At 38.1% G+C, this 22,157-nt stretch carries 18 protein-coding genes and 1 pseudogene; 16 read left to right on the forward strand and 3 right to left on the reverse strand.

Annotated elements, in window-relative coordinates:
• Positions 1-579 precede the first annotated feature (579 nt).
• From CL176_RS01890 to CL176_RS01900, 3 genes are read left to right on the forward strand one after another with little or no spacing between them, the layout of a single operon-like run.
• Positions 580-1,038, forward strand: a complete 459-nt coding sequence (locus CL176_RS01890) for a PTS sugar transporter subunit IIA (RefSeq protein WP_118989791.1) — start codon at positions 580-582, stop codon at positions 1,036-1,038.
• 24 nt (positions 1,039-1,062) lie between these two features.
• Positions 1,063-2,550, forward strand: coding sequence for a PTS ascorbate transporter subunit IIC (locus tag CL176_RS01895; RefSeq protein ID WP_118989792.1), 1,488 nt, complete (start codon positions 1,063-1,065; stop codon positions 2,548-2,550).
• Positions 2,551-2,574: 24 nt separating this feature from the next.
• Positions 2,575-2,877, forward strand: a complete 303-nt coding sequence (locus CL176_RS01900) for a PTS sugar transporter subunit IIB (RefSeq protein WP_118989793.1) — start codon at positions 2,575-2,577, stop codon at positions 2,875-2,877.
• A 119-nt stretch (positions 2,878-2,996) separates the two neighbouring features.
• Here CL176_RS01900 and CL176_RS01905 read toward each other — a convergent pair whose 3' ends face one another.
• Complete coding sequence (locus CL176_RS01905; RefSeq protein ID WP_118989794.1) at positions 2,997-3,767, reverse strand: DeoR/GlpR family DNA-binding transcription regulator; 771 nt, start codon at positions 3,765-3,767, stop codon at positions 2,997-2,999.
• 178 nt (positions 3,768-3,945) lie between these two features.
• Between CL176_RS01905 and ulaG the strand changes: the two genes are divergently transcribed.
• From ulaG to CL176_RS01955, 10 genes and pseudogenes are all read left to right on the forward strand, one after another.
• Positions 3,946-5,013 carry an L-ascorbate 6-phosphate lactonase gene (gene ulaG, locus CL176_RS01910; protein ID WP_118989795.1) on the forward strand — a complete coding sequence of 356 codons (1,068 nt, stop codon included), beginning with the start codon at positions 3,946-3,948 and terminating at the stop codon, positions 5,011-5,013.
• A gap of 27 nt (positions 5,014-5,040) precedes the next feature.
• Positions 5,041-5,679: a 3-keto-L-gulonate-6-phosphate decarboxylase UlaD gene (locus CL176_RS01915; RefSeq protein ID WP_118989796.1), complete on the forward strand. Its 639-nt coding sequence runs from the start codon at positions 5,041-5,043 to the stop codon at positions 5,677-5,679.
• A 1,184-nt stretch (positions 5,680-6,863) separates the two neighbouring features.
• A pseudogene (locus tag CL176_RS01920) lies at positions 6,864-8,186 on the forward strand (glucuronate isomerase).
• Positions 8,187-8,209: 23 nt separating this feature from the next.
• A complete protein-coding gene (locus CL176_RS01925) occupies positions 8,210-9,052 on the forward strand; it encodes an SDR family oxidoreductase (protein ID WP_118989797.1) in 843 nt (280 codons plus the stop codon).
• Positions 9,053-9,274: 222 nt separating this feature from the next.
• Positions 9,275-11,083 carry a beta-glucuronidase gene (uidA, locus tag CL176_RS01930; RefSeq protein ID WP_118989798.1) on the forward strand — a complete coding sequence of 603 codons (1,809 nt, stop codon included), beginning with the start codon at positions 9,275-9,277 and terminating at the stop codon, positions 11,081-11,083.
• Between the two features lie 210 nt (positions 11,084-11,293).
• On the forward strand, positions 11,294-12,274 hold the full coding sequence (locus tag CL176_RS01935; RefSeq protein WP_162890770.1) for a LacI family DNA-binding transcriptional regulator: 981 nt from the start codon (positions 11,294-11,296) through the stop codon (positions 12,272-12,274).
• A 230-nt stretch (positions 12,275-12,504) separates the two neighbouring features.
• Entirely contained in the window at positions 12,505-13,461 is a 957-nt protein-coding gene (locus CL176_RS01940) for a sugar kinase (protein WP_118989800.1), read from the forward strand.
• 15 nt (positions 13,462-13,476) lie between these two features.
• Positions 13,477-14,469 carry a 2-keto-3-deoxygluconate permease gene (locus CL176_RS01945; RefSeq protein ID WP_118989801.1) on the forward strand — a complete coding sequence of 331 codons (993 nt, stop codon included), beginning with the start codon at positions 13,477-13,479 and terminating at the stop codon, positions 14,467-14,469.
• A 559-nt stretch (positions 14,470-15,028) separates the two neighbouring features.
• On the forward strand, positions 15,029-16,093 hold the full coding sequence (gene uxuA, locus CL176_RS01950; protein WP_118989802.1) for a mannonate dehydratase: 1,065 nt from the start codon (positions 15,029-15,031) through the stop codon (positions 16,091-16,093).
• 130 nt (positions 16,094-16,223) lie between these two features.
• Positions 16,224-16,853: a bifunctional 4-hydroxy-2-oxoglutarate aldolase/2-dehydro-3-deoxy-phosphogluconate aldolase gene (locus tag CL176_RS01955; protein WP_118989803.1), complete on the forward strand. Its 630-nt coding sequence runs from the start codon at positions 16,224-16,226 to the stop codon at positions 16,851-16,853.
• 563 nt (positions 16,854-17,416) lie between these two features.
• On the opposite strand, the gene CL176_RS01960 is transcribed toward CL176_RS01955, so the two are convergent.
• Together CL176_RS01960 and CL176_RS01965 are read right to left on the reverse strand one after the other, a co-directional pair.
• Complete coding sequence (locus CL176_RS01960; RefSeq protein WP_118989804.1) at positions 17,417-17,668, reverse strand: hypothetical protein; 252 nt, start codon at positions 17,666-17,668, stop codon at positions 17,417-17,419.
• A 515-nt stretch (positions 17,669-18,183) separates the two neighbouring features.
• On the reverse strand, positions 18,184-18,843 hold the full coding sequence (locus tag CL176_RS01965; protein ID WP_118989805.1) for an HAD family hydrolase: 660 nt from the start codon (positions 18,841-18,843) through the stop codon (positions 18,184-18,186).
• A gap of 125 nt (positions 18,844-18,968) precedes the next feature.
• On the opposite strand from CL176_RS01965, the gene CL176_RS01970 reads away from it, so the two are divergent.
• From CL176_RS01970 to CL176_RS01980, 3 genes are all read left to right on the forward strand, one after another.
• Positions 18,969-19,832, forward strand: a complete 864-nt coding sequence (locus tag CL176_RS01970; RefSeq protein ID WP_118989806.1) for a MurR/RpiR family transcriptional regulator — start codon at positions 18,969-18,971, stop codon at positions 19,830-19,832.
• A 685-nt stretch (positions 19,833-20,517) separates the two neighbouring features.
• Positions 20,518-21,285: a PTS mannose/fructose/sorbose/N-acetylgalactosamine transporter subunit IIC gene (locus CL176_RS01975; RefSeq protein WP_118989807.1), complete on the forward strand. Its 768-nt coding sequence runs from the start codon at positions 20,518-20,520 to the stop codon at positions 21,283-21,285.
• A 12-nt stretch (positions 21,286-21,297) separates the two neighbouring features.
• Complete coding sequence (locus tag CL176_RS01980) at positions 21,298-22,140, forward strand: PTS system mannose/fructose/sorbose family transporter subunit IID (RefSeq protein ID WP_118989808.1); 843 nt, start codon at positions 21,298-21,300, stop codon at positions 22,138-22,140.
• Positions 22,141-22,157 lie beyond the last annotated feature (17 nt).

The raw sequence follows: 22,157 nt of genomic DNA on the forward strand, positions 1-22,157 counted from the left end.
GTTTAGCAGGAAATTCTTTCTGAGACTGTTAGGTTTTATGTCATAATCTTGAGCTGACTCGCAGATATTAATCTGTGGATTAGGGTATAATGTTTTTCTTCTTGCTATGGTTGTTGATGAATTTGAAGCAGTGTTCAAAGGTTTGCCGGCTTCAAATATTCATAAGAGGGGCTTCTTTCTAAATTGAGAGAGTAGACGATAAGTCCCTGGGCTTGAGTGGTAGGACCGAATCAACTAATTTATGATAGTTATTTTCTTATGCTTAAATGTGGAGTATAAGTTGAATTCGCTTACTGCTGAGACAATAAATTGTCTTACAAATTTATAGAAGTAAGTATTATAGCTCGGTTGACATTATGTGGGTTACCGATCTTTCGTTTATATGTTCATATACACCAAAAAAATCACTCTAAAACAACAATATCCTGTATAAATGAACATAAAACAAACAAAAGAACATAAAAATGCGTTGTAAACGTTTTTATTTTTACGTATGATACATATATAAAGTAACGAGGGAGGGTAGGTCAATTTTAAATCGAAACTGTGTCTTTGATAGATAGGAGGAGTTATTTAAAGATGCTAAAGTATTTCTACGAGAACAACCTAATTAACTTTGTGCCCACTCAACCAGATAATTGGGAGGATGCAGTGCGACAAAGTTGTAGTGTTCTTATTGATAAAGGTTATATTACTGAAGAGTATGCGGGAGAGATTGTAAATAATGTTAAAGAACATGGCCCTTATATTGTTATTGCTGATCAAATTGCAATGCCTCATGCTTCAACGGATAGTCCAGGTGTTCTTGGTACAGGAGTCAGCTTCACTAAGTTTCCAAGCGAAGTGACATTCGTAGACCAAGAAACAAATGAGGAGAAGCCTGCTACCTTATTCTTTACACTTGCCGCCAAGAATCCTGATGAACACTTAGAAAACATTACCAATCTCATGGAATTATTAATGGATGAAGAAGTTGTAGAGAAATTAATCGAAATCGACTCGATTGCAGAGTACGAGGAGTTAATGAAGTCAGAATAATTTATTGGAATGGAGGAGTAAGCAGTGGGTATACTATTATCAATTTGGCAGTTTTTTGTTGATAATATCCTGACCAAACCACACTTTCTAATTGGTTTGATTGTATTTATAGGTTACGCTTTACTGAAGAAACCTTGGTACGAAGCGTTGGCAGGATTTATTAAAGCAACTGTCGGCTATCTTATCTTAACAGTTGGTTCAGGCGGTTTGACGAGCAACTTTAGGCCTATTATTGTTGGCCTGAGGGAAAGATTTAACTTATCTGCGATGGTTATTGACCCGTATTTCGGACAGAATGCTGTCCAAGCAGCGATGGAGCAGGCAGGAAAATCATTCGGAGATGTTATGGTTCTTTTGTTGATTGCCTACGTTGTTAATATTCTATTGGTTCGTTTTAGTAAATATACGAAGATGCGTGCGGTATTTACCACAGGTAATGTTCAAATTCAACAATCAGCAACAGCATTCTGGTTGCTATTCTTCTGTTTCCCTGAAATGGGACGCTGGGAAATACTGATTGTAATGTCGATACTACTAGGCTTGTATTGGGCTGTTGGATCTAACCTAACAGTTGATATTACACAAGAATTATCTGAAGGTGCAGGGTTTGCGATTGCTCACCAACAAATGTTTGCGACTTTTGCAAATGCTAAAATCGCTGAGAAATTACGTCAACGAGATGAGCGTAAGGGTAAACAAGCGAGTCGTCGTTTAGAAGATATAGAGTTACCAGGTTGGTTATCTATGTTTAACGAGAATATGGTAGCTACAGGCATCTTAATGACTCTATTCTTTGGAATCATCTTGCTACTTCTAGGCAAACCATATCTAGTAGAGGCGGAATTTATGGCAGCGACAGATAATTTCTTTTTCTATATTCTAGAAACATCTTTATATTTCGCTGTATATTTAGCCATTCTACAATTGGGCGTACGGACTTTCGTTGGAGAGTTGACAGAATCATTTAACGGTATTTCTCAAACCTTCTTGCCGAACTCTGTTCCAGGTATTGATGTGGCAGCGACCTTTGGTTTCGGAGGCCAGAATGCGGTAACAATTGGATTCATTTCAGGAGCTCTAGGTCAATTTCTAGCGATTCTATTGTTGATTTTATTTGATTCCCCGACGATTGTTGTTGCAGGATTTATCCCGCTTTTCTTTGATAACGCTGTTATCGGCGTCTTTGCTAACAACCGAGGTGGGGCGAAGTACACCTTTATTCTTCCGTTCATTAACGGAATTGTCCAAGTAGTAGGGTCTGCATTAATTGCCACATGGGTAGGTCTTGCTCAGTATGGTGGATACTTAGGTATGGCTGATTGGGCAACAGTGTGGCCTGTTTTCACAGTAATTATGAAGTTCTTAGGTATTATTGGTATTGTAGTTGTAGCATTAATTCTTATTGCTATCCCACAAATCCAATATAGAAGAAATCCAGAGGGTTATTTCCTTATTGTAGAAGACTACGATGCATACGAAGAGCAGTTTCTAACGCCGAACGATGAGCTTTAATATTAAATTATAGGAGGAGAAATCATGAGAGTATTAGTATCATGTGCAAATGGATCAGGAACTAGTTTGATGATGATGAAGAGTGCGGAGAAAGCGATTAAGAAGTTAAATATCCCAATTACCAATATTCACCATACTTCAATTTCTGAAGGTAAATCAACAGCGAAAAATTATGATGTAGTGCTAACGCCAGTGAATTTCGTGAATATGTTTGATTCAGCCAAAGATAAAGGGGTAACGGTGCTCGGTATCAAGAATGTTATGTCTGCTAAGGAAATTGAGGAAGCGATTGCTGGAACAGATTTAGTTGACCGGTTCGGAAAATAGTTCTTAATATTATACACACTAACGTTATAGTCACAGAGACATCTGTGGCTTTTTGAAGTTTAGTGAACTAAATAGCCTTAGACTTTTCATAGACTAAGGCTATTTAAGATACTTACAAATTATACTTGGATCACGGATACTCCGGAGAGCTCAATTTTTTCTAGAGCTTTCTCATCTGCATAAGTATCCGTGATGAGTAAATCAAGATTGTGAATAGGTGTTACTTTAATGCTACTAATGTGGTCAACTTTTCGGTAATCTGCCACGGCTATACTGAATTTAGCATTCAGAATCATTTGAGCATTTATCTTACCTTCGTTTATATTTTCGGTCGTAATGCCACCTTCGCTACTTATACCTGAGGTGCCAATAATTGCTAAATCTGCGTAAACTTCACTTATCATGCCTAGAGCATAATTACCCACAAGTGTATCTTTAGGACGCCGTAATTCACCGCCTGTAATGGTTAATGTATTGCTGTCACTAATATCAAATTTATGAACATTTAAGTTATTAGTAATGAAATGAACATCTCGATTATCAACATAATCAAGTGCTAATAGAGCGGTTGAACTTGAATTAATAAAGACGATATCTCCATCTTTGATGTATCTTGCAGCAATTTTCGCAAGATTGCACTTGATGGATTCAATATTCTGATTATCTGTGTATCCTTCAAAGAACGGCTCTTTGACGAGTGTTGCAGATCCGTGTGATCTTTGCACTCTTCCCATTTCTTCAAGAATGGAGAGGTCTCTGCGAATTGTCATACTGGAAACATTGAATAATTTGGCTAAATCATTCACAGATAATGTATTACCTTGGCTATTAGCTAAGGTATCGCAAATTTTATTTCTACGTGCGGCAATTAGTTTGTTCGATTGTCTCATAAGGGTGCCCTCCTGCTAGAATTATAACATATTAATCGTACAACTTCCTTTGTTAAGTTTAAATGAACATATAATGTTAATTCGAACATAATTATACGTTGTTTTGAAAGGTTTGTGTTGCTATGCTTAATGTAACGTTAGTGTATAAGATTTATTAGGTAAGAAAAGGAGACAACAAATGAAGCATATTGAAGAAGTTACAAAGCAAGCATGGCTTGAAGCAACTTTCCCAGAATGGGGAACATATTTGAATGAAGAAATTGCGAACACAGAAGTTCCAGAAGGCTCATTCTCAATGTGGTGGCTTGGATGTTGTGGTATTTGGTTGAAAACTCATGAAGGTACGAACATTGTTATGGATATGTGGAATGGAACAGGTAAGCGTACCCGTGGCGACGGACAGATGAAGAAAGGTCATCAAATGATGAGGATGGCAGGAGTGCGCAATCTGCAACCTAACCGTAGAAATGAACCATTTGTGATAGATCCGTTTGAAATAAAAGATGTAGATGCATTAGTTGTCTCACATATTCACTCCGATCATTTAGATATTGTTACAGCAGCGGCTGTAGCTAATAACTGTCCAGATGCTAAATTTATTGGTCCAGCTAAAGTTGTGGAGAAGTGGATCGAGTGGGGCGTGCCTGAAGAGAGAACAGTCACGGTTGTTCCGGGAGATCGAGTAACCGTTGGGGCAGTTGAAGTGGTTGCATTGGAAGCTTTTGATAACACAGCTTTAATAACCGTTGAAGATCCAGAATATAGTATTAGAGAGAAAGGCCTCCCGTTCACTATGGATGAAGTGGCTGTTAATATTCTATTTGAAACTTCAGGTGGAAATCTTTATCATGGAGCCGATTCACATTATTCAGTAATGTTTGCTAAACATGGTAAGGAACATGATATTGATGTAGCTTTAGCAAACTTTGGAGAAAATCCAGTTGGTATACATGATAAATTAACATCTGCAGATGTATTGCGTATGGCAGAAGCGTTAAGAACCAAAGTGATTATTCCGGTGCATCATGACATCTGGACAAACTTCTATGCCGATCCTGAGGAAATAGTTAAATTATGGGAGTTTAAGAAAGACCGTTTACAATATAATTTCCAGCCATTCGTTTGGCAAGTCGGGGGAGAATACCAATATCCGCGTGACACAAATAGAATCCATTTTATGTTTGACCGAGGATTCCATGATCACTTCGAACATGAACAAGATTTACCGTATGATTCATTCCTATAATTATTAAGCAGAAAAGAGGAGTAACCTATGGCAATTCCAAATTTACAAGTAGCACTTGACCACTCCAATACGGCAGAAGCAGTAGCAGCAGCGGTTTCAGTTGGAAATGAAATTGATATTGTTGAAGCAGGGACAGTCTTAATGTTAGAAGTGGGAAGTGAAGTTGTTCAAATTCTAAGAAAACTATTCCCAGACAAACCAATCGTTGCTGATACCAAATGTGCAGATGCAGGAACAACCATTGCTCGAAATTGTAAGAACCAAGGGGCAGATATTATGACGTGTATCTGTGCAGCAGAAGTTGCAACGATGACTTCAGCAGCAAAAGAAATTGATCATATTCAAGTAGAGTTATATGGTGACTGGACTTATGAACAGGCCCAAGAATGGTTAGATAACGGCATCGAACAAGTGGTGTACCACCAAAGCCGTGATGCTTTGTTAGCAGGAGTTACTTGGGGTGAGAAAGATTTAGAGAAAGTCCAAAAATTAATTGACATGGGCTTTAAGGTTTCTGTAACCGGTGGACTTAATCTTGAGACAATCGAGTTATTTAAGGGAGTAGACGTTTATACGTTTATTGCAGGTCGTGCGATTACAGAAGCTGAAAATCCAGCAGCGGCAGCCAAAGAGCTTAAAGATAAGATAAAAGAACTTTGGGCATAAAAATTTATTAATGGGCAAGGAGAATGCTGAACACCAAACAAGCGTTCCAAAATATCCGAGCGATTCGGTATTTCGGAACGCTTGTTTGGATTTTTTAGCAACCTCGTCTAAGATGTTTAATGTCATCTGTTGGACGATATGGTCACGAACTACCGAGATGCCTAACGCTCGTTTAGCTCCATTCTCTTTCGTGACACATACCCGCTTTACAGGTAAGGGTTGATAGCTTCCATCCTTCACTTTCCGAAGAATGGCTGAGCCATATTCTGATATATGTTCTTCAATATCATCAACGGTCACCCCATTCATACCAGACGCTCTTTTATTTGCATAAAACTTTTCGCACGCCAGTTGTCAGTTTTCTGGCGTTGCCATGAGGTTTATTCATCGTTCAGAAATATTATCTTGCTTCTTCATAGTCTTAGTGTCGTCCTTGACCCCAATGTTTACTCTTTCGACTTCCAGCCTCATCCCCTCCACATTGAGTCACCCCTTATTTGAACTTAATCGCGAGTGTTTTCGGTCATTGAGGAGTCGACATCTGCCTCCTTGTCTACTTCAAGATGAATTATTGTTCAGCCCTTCAGTAACTTTGTTACATACTATGGCTTCTGCTGACTTCTCATGATTCGTTGTTACTATGTCTGATGATGGTCATGAGACCTCCCCGGGTAAGCGCAATAACTTTCTACTCATGTCGTTGCTTTATTTACTGCTACAGATTTCGTGTAGTATCGGAGTTCGCTTTGTACTGCAAGCTCATCCATCTGCCTCAGCCTTGATATAAAGTTTCTGTTCGTCAGCGCAAGTATTTGCCACCGGCTTCCTTCAGATTCCGCCTCACGACGGATATCCTTGCCTTCAGCTAGCAGTTCCTGCTACCAAGCCTACAGTGGACTTTCGCCACTGAGATATTGCCTATGCCAGGCGCACTTATAAAAGCGTTCAAAAATACCGAATCCTTCAGATTTTGGAACGCTTGTTTGAATTTTTCAGACCCCTCGCTTGCGTCAGTATTTTTCATTGAAGACCTACAGCAATGTTTCGGAAGCGAGATAATTTTAAAGTATTAAATGCTTTTACTTTTATGGAACACTACTGGTTTGAGATGTATAATAGCAATAGTGTCTTTAAAAGGTAAAGATATGAAAGGATTGAAAAAAGCATTTAAAGACATGAATTTTATGTTGAATGATCCTAGCGCTGTGAAACTTCACAATGAAGTAGCTAAGGATCAGCCGATTTTTGACTATCATTGCCATTTAGATCCCCAAGAAATATATGAAGATAAACCTTACGACAATATTGTCGATATTTGGTTAGGTGGGGATCATTATAAGTGGCGTTTAATGCGTGCTAATGGTGTGCAAGAGAAATATATTACCGGGGACGCTAGCAAAGAAGAGAAATTCCAAACCTTTGTTGAAACAGTTAGCAAGGCTTTCGGAAATCCGCTTTATCACTGGTCTGATATGGTATTGAAGGTCGTCTTTGGTATCGAAGAAGCAATTACGCCAGACAACTGACAAGCTATCTATGAGCAAACTAATGCTTATATTCAAGAGTATGGAGTTAGTCCACGTCAATTAATTAAAAATACTAATGTTAACTTCAGTGGTACGGCTGTCCATCCATTGGATGACTTGGATTGGCATCAGAAATTGAAAGACGATGCTGACTTTGAGAAAGTTGTTGCACCAATATTCCGGCAGATGAAGTCTTTGTTGATTATGCAAACTTTCAAACATTTAACCAAGCTCTTGCTGAGAAGACAGGGGTTGAGATTACAAGGAATGGGCTGTAAGGCTGCCGACATCAGTTTCGGTGCGGTTGAATATACCGAAGCAGACGAAGCTACACTAGACAGCATCTTACAAAAAGCTTTGAACGGCGAAGCTATCACGAGCGAAGAAGCTAAGCAGTGGCAAACAGAAATCTTTGTTGCCTTAAACGGCTTGTATAAAACTTGCAATTTTGCTAGCCAAGTTCACTTTGGCCCAATGCGTAATAATACACCGTATCCATCCCAAACAGGGCTAGATACAGGCTTTGACTCAATGGGAGACCAGACAGGCCTTGGCAAGAATTAAAAAGCTTTCCTAGACCGCTTAAGTCGTGACGGTAAGTTACCTAAGATGATTTGGCATCCGGTTAATCCAACCTATAACATCTTAGTGGCGAACACCTTGCAGAACTATCAAGCAAACGAAGAAGGTATTCAAAGTCAATTGCAATTTGGGTCAGCTTGGTGCTTTGCTGATATGAAATTAGGAATGTTGGATCAAATGTAGGCCTTGGCTGAATAAGGAATGTTGGCTAACTTTATCGGTATGCTGACAGACTCACGTTCCTTCCTGTCTTATCAGTGTCATGACTACTTCCGCCGTATTCTCTGCTCATTGGTTGGTGACTGGGTAGATAAAGGTGAAGTGCCAGATAATGAAGCACTGTTGTATCCATTTATTGAAGGTATTTGTACAGCAATGCGGAAGCATTTTTTGAAGTGAGAATTAGAGAGGAGAATTTATAGATGGTACAACGCGAAATTAGCTTTGAAGGCAAAGTAGTTGTCGTAACCGGAGCAGGTGGCTTGATTTGCGGTAAGATCGCCGAAGAATTTGCCCAAGCAGGAGCGAAAGTTGCCTTATTAGACTTAAATAAAGATGCAGCTCAAGCTTATGCTGACACAATTGAAGCAGCTGGTGGGACAGCGAAAGCTTATGAAGCTAACGTATTGGACTTAGAAGTTCTAGAAGGTGTACGTGAGCAAGTCAATGCAGACTTAGGAACATGTGACATCTTAATCAACGGTGCTGGTGGTAACAATGCCCGTGCTAATACAGATAATGAATTCCACGAGACAGATTTACCTGAAGGAACTAAGACTTTCTTCGACTTAGATAAGTCTGGAATTGAATTCGTGTTCAACTTGAACTACTTAGGTACCCTTCTGCCAACGCAAGTATTTGCGAAGGATATGATTAATAAAGAAGGCGCTAACATCATCAATATTTCAAGTATGAACTCCTTCACACCATTAACTAAGATCCCAGCTTACTCAGGTGCTAAAGCAGCCATTTCTAACTTAACTCAATGGTTAGCAGTTCACTTCTCGAAAGTCGGTATCCGTTGTAACGCGATTGCGCCAGGTTTCTTAGTAACAAACCAAAACCGTGACCTCCTATTCAATGAAGACGGCACACCGAAAGAACGCGCTGAGAAGATCTTGCGCAATACACCAATGGAACGCTTCGGAGAAACAGATGAAATGGTTGGTTCAGTCTTCTTCTTAGCTAGTAATGAATTAGCCAGCTTTGTCAATGGTGTAATCTTACCAATCGATGGTGGCTTTGCTGCTTATTCAGGTGTATAGAGCAGTATAGATTATTGTTATTTCCGAGAAACTGAAATAACTAAATATTCTTCAGTATAAGGTTAGTAGCATAAATAAATTATATTAAGTGTAGATGTTCAAATACATCGACCTAATAAAGAGCATATCTTGCTTACTACAAATGGTTACTAAAAATTGAAAAGTGGGATAAATAATTACAGACTATAAAATGGATTTCAGCCCTAGAAAGAAGGAATGAATATGTTGTATCCAATTCAAACCCAAACACGGACGCTTATGGACTTAAGTGGTATCTGGAAATTCAAAGTAGATGATAACTTCCAAGATGATCCGGCGAAGCCTTTAGCAGATGCCTACCGCGTGGCGGTACCAGCTTCTTATAACGATCAAATTCCTGATACAGAATTACGCCAACACGCTGGCTTCTTCAATTACCAAACTCGTTTTACAGTACCAAATACCTTAGCGGATGACCGCTTAATCTTACGCTTCGGTTCAGTTACCCATGAAGCCTGGGTATATGTTAACGGAGAAGAAGTGGCTTACCATAAGGGTGGCTTCACACCTTTCGAGGCTGACATTACAGACCAAGTGACTGATGGAGAGAACTTACTAACGGTCCGCGTTTCTAATTTACTGGATTACTCAACCTTACCAGTAGGGAACTACTCTGAAACGACGGATGAGAATGGCGGAATTGTTCGCCATGTTGATGAAAATTTTGATTTCTTTAATTACTCAGGAATACACCGTCCAGTAAAATTATATTCCGTTCCAGTAGCTCACATTAACGATATTACGATTGTGCCAGTAGTTGACTTAGCCAACCAGTCGGCCGACGTAAAAGTGACGGTTCAAGCAACAGGGGATTATGATTCCGTGCGCCTGACAATCTTTGATGAAGAGGGCCAAGAAGTGGCGAATGGCGAAGGAGCGGAAGCCCAGCTTGCGCTTGATCAAGTCAATTTATGGCAACCTTTAAATGCTTATCTGTATACCTTAGAAGTGGCCCTCGTTAAAGATGGGGCAGACCTTGATGTCTATTATGAAGACTTCGGTGTTCGGGATATCAAAGTGGAGAAAGGTCAGTTCTTAATTAATGGTGAGCCATTCTACTTCAAAGGCTTTGGTAAACACGAAGATACTTATGTCAGTGGCCGTGGTTTAAATCAACCATATAACGTCTTAGACGTTGGGTTGATGAAGATGATGAGTGCCAACTCTATCCGCACGTCACATTATCCGTATTCTGAAGAAATGATGCGCTTGTGTGATCGGGAAGGTATTGTAGTCATTGATGAAGTGCCGGCGGTCGGACTCTTGGATGGCTTCGGCTTTGATGCTTTGAACCTAGAAGACTTCCAGAATGACAAGACTTGGTCAGTTATGAAAACCCATGAAGCCCATGAACAAGTCTTGCGTGAATTGATTGCCCGCGATAAGAATCATGCCTGTGTGGTTATGTGGTCCATTGCCAATGAAGCAGCTAACTATGCACCAGGAGCTTACGAATACTTCAAGCCACTCTTTGACCTGTCGAAAGAACTAGATCCGCAACAGCGTCCGAATACCTATATTGCCATCATGATGTCGACGCCTGAGCATGACTTAACCACCGACTTAGTTGATGTCATCTGCTTGAATCGTTACTACGGATGGTATATTGGTACCGGAGACTTGGCTAAAGCTGAAACAGATACTCGCAGTGAGCTCCAAGCATGGCAAGAGAAATACCCAGAGAAGCCAATCATGTATACAGAGTACGGGGCAGATACGGTAGCTGGCTTCCACTCAGTCTATGGTGAGCCTTTCTCTGAAGAGTTCCAAGAAGACTACTACATTATGAATAGTAAAGTCTTTGATGAAATTAACAATTTCGTCGGTGAGCAATTATGGAATTTCTCTGATTTCCAGACGAAATTCGGTATCCAACGTGTTCAAGGTAATAAGAAAGGTATCTTCACGCGTGAGCGTGAACCGAAATCTGTTGTCCGCTACTTAACTGATCGCTGGAAGAATATTCCAAACTTTGGGTATAAGAATCGATAGTTTATCTAAGTAAGAAGAATGAGTCAACATACTCGTCCATCTTACTGAAATTATCCAATATTTTTATATTAGTAAATCTATCTAACCTTTACTTCATGCTTAGTCAGCTTATTTCTGGAATATTATCCAATTTATAAAGAATATATCTATTTAGGAAACCGGTTGACAAAGAATAAGAAACCGATTACAATGAATTTAAAGGAGATTCATATGAAGAAGGTGACAATACAAGATGTAGCAGATTGGGTTGGGGTATCGAAAACAACAATTTCTCGATATATCAACGGTAGGTATGACAAAATGAGTGATGAGACAAAATCTCTTATTAAAAGTGCCATCGAAGAATTAGATTATCATCCTAATCGACAAGCCCAGAGTTTAAAGTCATATCGTAGTTTCTTGATTGGACTTGTGGTTGCTGATATTAGTAACCTTTATACTGCTTATTTGATTCAAGCGATGTTTGATGCCTTAGCTAATAGTCAGTATCAATTAATTATTATGAACGCAAATAATAATCTCTTGACCGAGCGAGATGCTATCCAGAAATTGTTGAATAATAATATTGATGCACTTATTCTGCAACCTGTATCATCCGATTCGAGCAATTATGATTTATTGGCAACTAGTTCATTCCCAATTACTTTATTGGACCGTACGATGAAGGATCAAGAATGGGCAGTTGTTCAAACCGATAACATCGAGTCAACTAAGCGCCTAGCTAGGTTATTGATAGATAAAGGTTATCAACAGGTAATTCATGTCACTGAGCCAATTAAAGAAGTTAGTCCTCGTTTTGAAAGATATATGGCGATGAAAGCGGAATTTGAAGAAAAAGGTACTGTTGAGCTTTGGGAGGTTGGAGTCGATTTCCCGTTACTTTCAGAAAGGCTAAAAGTATTTGAAATTAGTCAAAAAACAGCTTTCTTTGCTGCTAATGGGAATGTTCTTCAGAAATTACTATTAAATTTGAAAGAAACATCTTTAGTTAATAGTGAATTGATTGGCGTAACTGGCTTTGATGATTGGCGAATAGGGGAGGTAACAACTCCTGCACTAACTGCTATCGAGCAAAATTATAATGAGTTAGGTCACACTATTATTGAATTAACTCTAGATCAACTTAATGGAGAACCGGTTCAACTTAGACATATTATAAGAAATAATTTAGTTGAGAGAGAATCGTTATAAGGTTCTCTTTGAAAGGTTAACCGGTTAACCTAATTTAGAAAAGGAGGTGGTGCCTCAAAACATACATGTGACTTATGAAAAAACTATAAGAAATAATTTAGTTGAGAGAGAATTGTTATAAGGTTCTTTTTGGAAGGTTAACCGGTTAACCTAATTTAGAAAAGGAGGTGGTGCCCCAAAACATACATGTGATTTATGAAAAAACTATAAGAAATATAGGAGGAATTATAATGCTAGATGTTGTAACTTTTGGGGAACCGTTATTTATGTTTTATGCGAATGAGACTGGAGATTTAGAAGACGTTAATAGTTTCTCTCGAGCGTTGGCAGGAGCTGAAACTAATGTAGTAACAGGTGTTTCAAGATTAGGTATGAAGGCTGGCCAGGTTACCAAATTAGGCGATGACATGTTTGGTCGTTTTTTGATTCGAGCAATGGAAGCCGAAGGATTGGACACCAATGGAGTACAAGTTGACCCTAATGAGCGAACTGGAATGTACGTTAAAGCGAAAGTTGATCAGGGTGACCCTCCAACTGAATATTTCCGAAAAGGATCCGCAGCTTCGAAGATTTCGCCTGAGGATTTCGATGCTGAATATTTTAATAATGCACGTCATCTGCACATGACAAGTATTCCTGCCGCGCTATCTGATAGTTCTTTTGATTTTACATTCAAAGTAGCTAAAGAAGTTAAGCAAATGGGGAAATCTATTTCATTTGATCCTAATTTACGTCCAACACTATGGTCAAGTCAAGATAAAATGATAGATGCTGTGAATGAATTAGTTCAATACTGTGATATCTTTTTACCAGGTGTTAGTGAAGGGCAAATTCTCATTAGAAAAGAAGATGCGACGCCAGAAGAAATAGCTCAGTTCTATATTGAGAAGGGCGTACCGACAGTAGTTGTGAAGGTAGGCGATAAAGGTGCCTACTATGCAACACATGACGGCCAAACAGGCACTGTGCCCGGATATTCTGTAGAAGTAGTTGATACTGTGGGGGCTGGTGATGGATTTGCTGTTGGAGTAACAACAGGATTATTAGAAGGTTTATCGTTAGAGGAAGCGATTCTTCGTGGAAATGCTATTGGAGCTCTACAAGTAAATCATCCAGGTGATAACGATGGATTACCTACACAAGAACAATTAAAAGTATTTATGGATACTCATACACCTGGAGAATAGAAAGAGGAAATACATATGCGTATACTTAAGACAATTCAGAAAATACCTGGAGGAATGGTCGTTGTGCCATTACTCCTTGGTGCAACCCTTAATACACTCTTTCCTAATCTAGCAGAATATTTTGGAGGTGTTACGGGTGCTTATATTAATGGAGCTTCGGCAATTTTATTTGCTTTCTTCTTTTGCGTAGGAGCTTCGATTGATATTAAAGGCAACTCTGGTTATATCGTAAAAAAAGGTTTATTAATCTCTGGAGGCAAAGTCTTATTAGCGGCTTTACTCGGAATAGTTTTAAGTCGAATAATTCCATCTGAAGGAATCCAGACAGGTATCCTCTCCGGTGTATCGACTTTAGCGATTGTAGCAGCCTTCTCACAAACTAATGGGGGCTTGTATATTTCTATCCTTGAACCATATGGACGCAATGAAGATATAGCGGCATTTCCATTTATTAGTGTGCAATCAGGACCATTTTTCACTATGATTATTATGGGAATGGCTGGTGTGGCGAGCTTCCCACTACCTGCATTAATGTCAACCTTACTACCGTTTATCTTAGGGCTAATCTTAGGGACGCTTGATCAGGATATTCGACAAATGTTTGCCCCTGGCGTGGGTATTCTTATTCCATTCTTCTCTTGCGCGCTAGGCTTTACCTTGGATTTTAGACAGATTATCCAATCAGGTTTATCAGGGATTATTGTGGGTCTGCTTGTAATATTTGTATCGGGTGGTGTGATGGCATTTCTAGATCGTTATGTGGCTAAATCAGATGGAATTGCGGGATGGGCCGCTGCTTCAACTGCAGGGGCAGGTGTATCGGTTCCCCATGTCTTAGCTGAATTAGCGCCAGAACAATTTGGTACTATAGCAGAATCAGCTACAGCAATTGTGGCCACGGCAGTGATTGTTACTTCAATTCTAACTCCAATTGTTACCAACTATATGGAGAAACGAGCCAGGGTTAAAGGATTACCGGTGGTTCCTAATGAAACAAAAAGTAAGTAAAAGGTGATTAGGCTAAGGAGAAACAGACGCTTTATTGCTCTCGATTGTCAATTTAAGTTAGAAACTTTTCACATTATATTATGAGTGATTGAACTTGGTGACACACTTGTGCTAACCACCTTAAGTACCCCCTGAGCTGCTTTTTCTTAAAGTAACACCTAGATTTGTTAGCTTTGTAGCGTTCATAATAGTCGATGATAGTCCAACTATCGTCTAAATAATGATAGACATTTTAGACGGTTTGAGCAGATCTTCTTAACTTTTTAGAGACGTTGTAAGCTTTTTCACCGATTTCGTAATAGTTTTCTATCCAAGTCAGTTCTTTCGTGGTAAGATGCGTGTAGGCTATTTTGTGTCTTCTTCTTTATTTATGATTGGTCTCATAAATAGTGTAGCACAAATAATCTTATTTGTTGTTTTATCTTAATTTTACAATTCAGACTTTTAGTTACGGTTTATTTTTGGAAACTTTAAAAATAAAAGTATGAGTTAAATGAGTTTTTTAAACTTGACAGAAATCAAATAAATTATAGGCTTTACATGACAGGAGGTGAAAAAGATGAAATGGAGTTTTAGATGGTATGGAGAAGGCGATAACATTCCACTTCAATATGTTAAACAGATTCCAGAAGTAACAGGAGTTGTTGGGACGTTGCTAAATAAGTTGCCAGGTGATGTTTGGGAAGTTGCCGAAATAAACGAACTTAAACAAACGATTGAAGCAGAAGGTATGAATTTAGATGGTATCGAAAGCGTTTCAATTCACGATGCTATTAAAGCTGGAACTGATGAAAGGGATTACTATATTGATAACTATATTCAAACTATAAGAAATCTTGCCGAATGTGATGTGAAACTTATTTGTTATAGTTTTAAGCCAATTTTTGGCTGGTTAAAGACAAATTTGAACTATGAGGATTTCGATGGTAGTTTAAATTTAGTATATGATCAGTCCATTATAGATAATATGGAACCTAGCGAAGTTTTTTCATATGTCCAAAAACAAACGAAAGGTTTTGCTTTATCTGGATGGGAAGAAGAACGCTTAGCAAAATTTAATAGTTTATTGAGTCTTTATGATGGAATAACGCGTGAGAAATTATTTGATAATTATGCATATTTCATTGATAAAGTTATACCTGTTTGTGATGAAACGGGAGTAAAGATGGCTATCCATCCTGATGACCCACCTTGGGAAATATTTGGTTTTCCAAGAATCACAAAAAATTTGGAGGACTTAAAAGCTATCCTCTCTCTCTCAGATTCACCTAATCATGGATTGACTTTGTGCACAGGCTCTCTAGGCGCTGATCCAGATAATGATTTAGTTCAAATAATTAAAGAAGTTGGAGATAGAATTAATTTTGTGCACTTTAGAAATGTTGAGTTTCTTGGTGAGCAGAAGTTTAAAGAATGTGCCCACTATTCAATCCGTGGTAATCTTGACATGTACGCCATTATGGAAGCTTTAGTTGAAGTTGGATTTAATGGAGTGATTCGACCTGACCATGGAAGAACAATTTGGGGAGAGAATGCTCGCCCAGGTTATGGGCTTTATGATCGAGCTATAGGTATTGGTTATATGCAAGGTTTACATGAAGCTATTTTAAAAAACAGTAAATAAAGATTACGAACAGTTATGTTGAGAAATATAACTGTTTTTTCGAAAATGATTGTGGATATTTTTAAAATAGATTTTTGTAATTAAAATAAAAATGATTTCAAGATATTTTAATTAGAAAGTAGGAGAAAAGATGGATAGAAAAGAAATGTTGAATCAACTAGCTGAGGAACAATTATTGCCATTATATACCGTTACTGATATGAGTTATTTAGACAAGGTAGAAGAAGTACTTCTTAATAACGGATTAAATTTTATAGAGGTAACGTATAGAAGCGACTTAGCAAGTGAAGCCATTAAATATTTTTCAGAGTCTGGCAAATTAATTGTTGGCGCGGGGACAGTCACGAATGTTGAACAAGCTAAAGAAGCGGTAGAAAACGGCGCGCAATTTATCGTGATGCCAGGAGTATCGATTTCCGTATTAGAATATTGTAAGGAAATTAATTTACCTGTCTTCCCTGGGACAGTAACCCCTACTGATATCGTTAAAGTATTAGAATATGATATTGATACGGTAAAATTCTTCCCAGCAAATATTTATGGTGGGCTCGAAGCTATAAAAGCTTTGAGTGGTCCATTTAATAATGTTAGATTTGTACCGACCGGCGGGGTGAATAAGGACAATGTAGTTGAGTTTTTAGCAAATGATTCAATTTTAGCAGTAGGCGGTTCATTTATTATTTCAGAGGAGGTAATTATGAAGGATAATGGTGAAACTGCAAATAAAGAGTTAGCAGATATAGTAAATAAAATTAAATAAAAACTTAGTTTCATAGAACAAATAGAGATAAGTGCCTTCGTATTGTAATCATCAAGTATTTTTTACACTTTTTCTAAGTGGTAAGTTGTATGATCAACGTTAATTTCAAGTTTAGTTAACCACTGTAAGTATTTTTCACAAACTTAGAACTGTAGCAATCGAGTCTAGACTTTGTGAAACATCGAATTGTTATCATTCTATTTGGGGTGTTCCGGCATGATACTTGCGATTAGCGAGATGGGACCTTGTTCATCAGAGAAGTTTCTCGAATTGGCCCAATAACATCATATCGGCGGGGCCCCAAGTCAAATGATAACGTCTTATGCGGCATTACGTTCTTAGTTAAAAGTCCGAACAAATAGTTCATGGGCCGTATAAAAGGCAAATTGCTTACGTGGGGAGCCATTCATCCATTGTTGAATTCTTTTGAGTTGCTCATCACTGGTGGAGTCAATGCGTGTTCACTTAGGAATAAAACGGCGGATTAGTTTATGTTAATTCTCACTCGTTCCATGTTCCCAGGAGCTATATGGGTGACAATAATAAATCTGCAGGTAGGCTTCTTAAAGGTCTGAAAGCTCTGTCCCATTTTCTGTTGTGATTGATTTGAACAGATACGTTACATCTTCTCCAGAAACTTCTAGAAGCTTCATGACTGCACCTACAACGGCTTGAGAACTTTTCCAAGAGATTAGAACGAGGTACTCAAAGCGCGTTTGCCTTTCCACGAGTGTCAGTAATAAATCATATTTTGCATCTTTTGCGTCAATGACCGAATGTTTCTTATGTTTCAATCTCTTGAGGTCTTTCTTCAATGGTGGTTCCTAATGAACTCGATGTTTGCCTTTGGTTATGAGGAGAGCGTTTCTTGTGAGAAGTTTTCTCAAGCAAATCAATATTCTTCGTCTTCATAATACCGCGATCTATCGAATCATAAAGTATCGAAACACAAGGTAGACCATTATTAGGGAAGAGATGCTCTTTCCTCGTATAGCCCAGGACGGCCTCATGACTCTACTGAACGTGAAGCATATGCTCATCGGCCCAAATCATGAAGTCGGAGAGTTCAAGCCCCTTGGGATGACGGTCATAAGCAAGGCGTGCCATTTCGTAGCTAGATTAATCTGCTTCGGCCGAATAAATTTCTTCTTTATATCCTAATTTCCCCAAAATATAATATCTACGACTTGGTCGATAATATCAAAAACGTTGATGTTGTCGACTGAACTGCCCCCTGTCAAGTAGACAGGGGGCAGTTCATTTATTACTAGCAAGGGTTTTTATTATTAATTCCTATGAATAATTCATGAGATATTATATCTTGGGGACATTAGGGTTGATGTATGTCTTTAAAATGAGTATACACATCCTTTAACGAACTTACTATATTCACTAGAGGTGAAATCACTTCTATTTTTTCGGAGTATGGTACTAGATATGTTGGGATTTGAGCTTTAATAGCAGCAGTACAGCCTGTTAAACTATCTTCAATTACAACTGAATTCTCTGCTTTTGCATCTAATTTATCTAATGAGGTGAGGTATATTTCAGGATGAGGTTTGGGGTTCTTGACTTGGTCTCCGTAAGTTTTTGCTACAAAGAATTTTTGCAGTTGTAGCGTATCTAAAATTCTTTCCCCTTTATCTGCATGAGTGGAGGTGGCCAAAGAAATATTAAAGTCATTTTCATAGAAAAAAACTAATAATTCCATAGCATAAGGCATCATTTTGAGCTTGTCTTCCTCTAGACAAGAATAAAAGTAATCCTCTCTAAGGCTTCTTAGTTCTAAGGCAAGATCATAACTTTCAACGTAGTCACTAATGATTCTAGTTGAATCAGGAATACTCAGACCTACAAGTGAATGAATTATATTCTCATCTATTTTGATGCCTTTTGATTTGAATGCATGAAGCCAACCTTTAAAATAAATGCTATCTGAGTCAATCAAAGTACTATCCAAGTCAAAAATTATATTTTTTATGTCGCCCATATTTCTCAGCCTTTCGATTTTTTAGCTTAATAATACCATAGAAAAAAATTTTATAGAAGACATGTCGAAAAAGAAAGAAGTTCAGTGTTACTGAAAGAATGCTATAATACATAAGAGGTGATGATATGAACCGATACTTAAAATTACTTATTCGAAATAATAGCCACTTATTCAGTAAAAGCGAGGATATTTTAGCTAAATATTTTCTTGAATTAAGCGATGAATTAGTTAATAAAACAATAGCTAAACTCTCCAATGAAACAGGGGTTTCTCAAACTACTATTTTTAATTTTGTGAAAAAACTTGGGTTTGAAGGCTTTCAAGACTTCAAGATTACCTTAGCAGCACATACTTCCACAGATGAGATTCCAGATAATAGTTTGGCAATTTATTCGGATGTAAGTCAAGGAGATACATTTGAAGAGATGGCTCATAAAGTTATTCAATTTAACCAATTATCATTAAATATCCTAAAAGATACGTTAGAAATAGAGCGGATTACGCATATTATAGAACTAATAAAAAATAAACAAAATTTATATTTTCTTGGCCAAGGAGGATCGTCTGTCGTTGCATACGATGCATATCATAAATTCCTTCGGACAAAATATTCGTGTAATTATATTCATGATTATCATTTTCAACTAATAACAGCTACAAAGTTAACAAAAAAAGACATAGTTTTTCTTTTTTCGCATTCTGGGATGACTATAGAAACACTTAATTTAGCAAAGCAAATAGCGAAAACAGAAGCAGTTGTTATAACTTTAACAGGCAATCCAGGGAGTGAATTAATGAACTATTCTGATGAAACGATAATTGTAATTTCTGATGAAGCTCAATTTAGAGCAGAAAGTTTAACTTCCAGGATACTTTACCTCACAGTTATGGATATCATCTATACCATAGTAATGTACAGCGATGAGGAGATTAATATGCAATCATTCGATAAGATACGTGGAGCAATATCAGTTACACGAAATACTTAATTTTTGTGAAAATAATGAAAATGTGCCTTCCGCAAATGTAAATGAACTATTTTTATCAAATTTGTGAGTAAGAAAAACTTAGAAAAAATTTTGAACTGAGCAAGCTACCACGCTTTGCTTGATTGCCTCAAAATAAGGAGCGATACAGACACGTATCACTCTTTATTCTGGGTGCGCTCGATATGAGAGATATCTTTCTACGCATATCGTTACTTTATATATTGTAACAGATTTCGTGTAGTATCGGACTTCGCTTTGTGCAGCAAGCTCATCCATTTACCTCAGCTTTGGTATAAAGTTTCTGTTCGTCAGCGCAACCATTTGTCACCATCTTCCTTCAATTAATTTTCACCACTAAGATATTGCCCATGTAGGGTGCACTAATATAGAACAACCATTCACCATAATCAGTAAGTGACAGTTCTTATTGGCCTCAAGCACGACTTGCTTGGTCTTAAATAGCTATAGAATGGCCTAATGGAGTGAATTGTGTGGTCTAGTACTGCGTAATTTGTAGGACGTTATCATTTGTGCTGACAAACGAGAATAAATAATAATGAAAACGTTGACAAACAGAAAAACAATGTTATAATAAATTTTAGTTAATTGAATTCAGTGTTAATTAAATTTTTTTTAGGAGAAAATGAAGCGAATTCAATTAAATCTAAATACTAGGAGGTTTATTATGGCAGCATGGCAGGCATTATTGATTGCTATTTGGGTTGGTCTAACTCAAGGGAGAATTTTTGGTGGGCCTTTATCACTTAATATGAGGTTCTCACCGTTACTTACAAGTTTATTTTGTGGGATAGTATTGGGTGATATTCCGACTGGCGTTGCAACAGGGGCAACAATTCAGCTAATTACAATGGGGCAAGTAGCACCAGGAGGTCAAATGCCAACTGAACCAGCAGTAGCAGCTTCAATAGCAGTCCCATTAACGATTGTTTCGGGACTTTCAACAGAAGCCGCGGTTGCGGTAGCGGTACCAGTTGGGATTTTAGGTGGCTATCTGTATCAATTAAAACAAATGGGTAACTCATTTCCTCTAAGATATGTCGATAAAATAGCGGCAGATCTAGATGAAAGTAAATATCATTTTGGTATACACGTAGTTCCTCAAGCAGTTTCTTTAATCATTCATATTCCTGTAATTTTTATTGCATTATACTGGGGGGCAGACGTTGTTGCGGATGTTGTTACTCGATTAGAAGGCGGTGTTATTTTCCACGTTCTAGAAACAATTGGTGGGGCACTTGGAGCGGTTGGTATCGCCTTGCTTCTCCGTATCATTGGTCGTAAAGAATATATGTGGTTCTTCTTCTTGGCATATATTTTAAGATTTGTTCTCGCGCCATTAGGTGTATCAACAGTTACATGGGCAATTATCGGTGTCTTAGTTGCTGGAATTTATATTTTAATCAGAACAGAAGCTGGTAAGAAGAAAGTATAGGAGGGCTTTGAAATGGCAGAAGCAAGAGAAAAGAAACTTACAAATCGTGATTTAAATAGAATGCTATTACGCTGGTATACAGGTCATGAGACGATGCGTACGTATGAACGTGGGATTGGGCCAGCTTTCTTTTACGGAATGAACCCGGCTTTAAAGAAAATTTATGGCGATAATGACGAACAGCTACGTGAAGCAACTAAACGCTCGCTCAACTTCTTTAACGGCCAATTTTCGTGGTGTGCATCTATTTTGGGCATCGCCGCATCTTTAGAAGAAGAGCGTAAAGCTGAGTTAGATGCTGGTAACGAACCAATGGTCTCAGGGGACATGATAGAAAGTACAAAAACAGCTCTTTTTGGGCCATTAGCTGGAATCGGAGATTCTATCAGTAACGGTACCTTACACTATATCTTTATTTCATTGTTCTTACCTTTGGCAATGAATGGGAATTGGTTAGGCGCTGTTTTGCCAGCTATAGTTTTTTCAATATGGACATATATCGAAGGTACCTTCTTTATCCGCATGGGGTATAACCTTGGGCGCCAAGCTGCAGCGGAACTTTTAGGTGGCGGCATGATGAGTACATATATCGATGGACTCTCACTATTAGGTGTCTTTATGACTGGTATTATTGGTTCAACATTTGTAAGCTTGAGTTCGAGTTTGGTCATTGAACTTCAAGGTAATACATGGGCAATTCAAGAGATTTTAGATGGTATCATGCCCGGTCTATTACCATTAGCATTAATAATGGGAGTCTATTTCTACTTTGAAAAGAAAGGACTAAAACCTCTTCAGGCTATTGGATGGATTACATTAATCGTGGGTACGCTTGCTGCAATCGGTATTCTATAATTTTATAAAGAAAAAGG

The sequence above is a fragment of the Suicoccus acidiformans genome (genome assembly GCF_003546865.1).
Lineage (GTDB): Bacteria > Bacillota > Bacilli > Lactobacillales > Aerococcaceae > Suicoccus > Suicoccus acidiformans.